Below are 2,309 nucleotides of genomic sequence, written 5' to 3'. Positions count from 1 at the left end.
GAAGCGAGAACCTGATCGCGCAGCGAGCCGCCAAGGCGAGACGGAGCGATGCCAGCGATCGCCCGCGTCCTTCGACGATGGAGTGCCGCCAGGCCCGAAGGAGGAGAAGAACGCTATGTAAACGCCGAGTCGAAGGCGGTGGTGGGGAGTTCCATGGCGTTGAGGGCGCGGACGAACTCCAGGGCCTCGGGGGCCCCTTGGAGGCGGTCCATTCCGGCGTCCTCCCACTCGACGGAGATCGGGCCGGTGTAGCCGATCGCGTTGAGGGCGCGGAAGACGTCCTCCCACGGGACGTCGCCGCGGCCGGTGGAGATGAAGTCCCAGCCGCGGCGCAGGTCCGCCCACGGCAGGTGGGACGACAGGCGGCCGCGGCGGCCGTCGCCCGTGCGGACCTTCGTGTCCTTGCAGTCGACGTGGTAGATCCGGTCGCGGAAGTCGAGCAGGAACCCGACCGGGTCGAGCTCCTGCCACACGAAGTGGGACGGGTCGAAGTTCAGCCCGAAGGCGGGGCGGTGCCCGATCGCCTCCAGCGTCCGGACGGTCGTCCAGTAGTCGTAGGCGATCTCGCTCGGGTGCACCTCGTGCGCGAAGCGGACGCCGACCTCGTCGAACACGTCCAGGATGGGGTTCCACCGCTCGGCGAAGTCGGCGTAGCCGCGCTCCACCATCGACTCGGGGGTGGGCGGGAACATCGCGACCGTGTGCCAGATCGAGGAGCCGGTGAACCCGACCACCGTGTCCACGCCGAGCCGCGCGGCGGCCCGGGCGGTGTCCATGATCTCGGCGGCGGCGCGGCGCCGGACGCCCTCGGGCTCGCCGTCGCCCCAGATCCGTTCGGGCAGGATCGCCTGGTGCCGCTCGTCGGGGTTGTCGCAGACGGCCTGCCCGACGAGGTGGTTGGAGATCGCCCACACCCTGAGGCCGTGCTCGGCGAGCGTCTCCAGCTTGCGCGGGACGTAGCCGTCGTCGGCGAGGGCCTTGTCGACCTCGAAGTGGTCGCCCCAGCAGGCGATCTCCAGGCCCTCGTAGCCCCAGCCGGCCGCCAGCCGGCAGACCTCCTCGAACGGCAGGTCCGCCCACTGGCCGGTGAACAGCGTGACCGGTCGTGTCATCATTCGCTCCCTTCGACGTCGATCCAGCATCGGGCCTCGGCGCTGCCGGCGACCGCGGCGAGGACGCGCTGCACCTGCAGTCCGTCGGCGAACGACGGGCGCGGGTCGGTGCCGTCCGCGATCGCGGTGAGCAGGTCGGCGGCCTGGTGGGTGAACGTGTGCTCGTAGCCGAGGAGGTGGCCGGGCGGCCACCACCGGTCCGCGTACGGGTGGACGGGCTCGGTGACGACGATCCTGCGGAAGCCGGCGGTCGCGCCGTCTTCCTCGCGGTCGTGGAACCACAGCTCGTTCAGCGACTCCAGGTCGAACGCCAGGGCGCCGGAGGAGCCGCTGACCTCGATCCGCAGGGCGTTCTTGCGGCCGGTGGCGAACCGGGTGGCCTCGAACGAGGCGAGCGCGCCGCCGTCCGTGCGCCCGACGAACAGGGCCGCGTCGTCCACGGTGACCCGCGCCGTCCCGCCGCCGGGGACGGGACGTTCCGGGACGAACGTGTCCATCAGCGCCGAGACCCCGACGAGGTTGTGCCCGGTGATGAACTGCGCGGTGTCGATGATGTGCGCGCCGATGTCGCCGAGCGCGCCCGTCCCGGCCCGGTCGCGGTCCATCCGCCAGGTGAACGGCGCCTCCGGATCGGCCAGCCAGTCCTGCAGGTACTGGGCCCGGATGTGCCGGACGGCGCCGATGCGCCCCTGGTCCACCAGCCTGCGGGCCAGGGTGACGGCGGGGACGCGCCGGTAGTTGAACCCGACCATCGACCGGACGCCGCGCTCGCGCGCCCGCTCCGCGGCGGCGACCATCGCCTCGGCCTCCGCGACGGAGTTGGCGAGCGGCTTCTCGCACAGCACGTGCTTGCCCGCGTCGAGCGCGGCGACGGCGATCTCGGCGTGGCTGTCGCCCGGGGTGCAGATGTCGACGAGCTGGACGTCGTCGCGGCGGAGCAGCTCCTTCCAGTCGGTCTCCACCGACGCCCAGCCGAGCGCGTCGGCGGCGGCGCGGGCGCGCTCGGCGGAGCGTCCCGCCAGGGCGGTCATGACGGGTCGCAGCGGCGGCTCGAAGAACGGCCCCACGCTGCGCCACGCCTGGGAGTGGGCGCGTCCCATGAACGCGTGCCCGACCATCCCGACTCCGACGGTCGTCATGTTCTGCTCACCTCTCTGTGTCGTGTTCCGGGGGCGGACCGCGGTCCCCCGAGCCGGC

2 protein-coding genes are annotated in these 2,309 nt (G+C 72.5%); both read right to left on the bottom strand.

Annotation, left to right across the window (positions count from 1 at the left end; translation table 11 throughout):
• Positions 1 to 113 precede the first annotated feature (113 nt).
• Positions 114 to 1,112: a sugar phosphate isomerase/epimerase family protein gene (locus AB0C69_RS41375; RefSeq protein ID WP_360362201.1), complete on the bottom strand. Its 999-nt coding sequence runs from the start codon at positions 1,110 to 1,112 to the stop codon at positions 114 to 116.
• A complete protein-coding gene (locus AB0C69_RS41370) occupies positions 1,112 to 2,251 on the bottom strand; it encodes a Gfo/Idh/MocA family oxidoreductase (protein ID WP_360362198.1) in 1,140 nt (379 codons plus the stop codon). Before AB0C69_RS41370 ends, AB0C69_RS41375 begins: the two co-directional genes overlap by 1 nt.
• Positions 2,252 to 2,309 lie beyond the last annotated feature (58 nt).

Origin of the sequence: Actinomadura sp. NPDC048032 (assembly GCF_040653175.1) — a bacterium.
GTDB classification, from domain to species: Bacteria; Actinomycetota; Actinomycetes; order Streptosporangiales; family Streptosporangiaceae; genus Spirillospora; species Spirillospora verrucosospora.
This window is presented reverse-complemented; position numbering and strand designations above follow the sequence as displayed.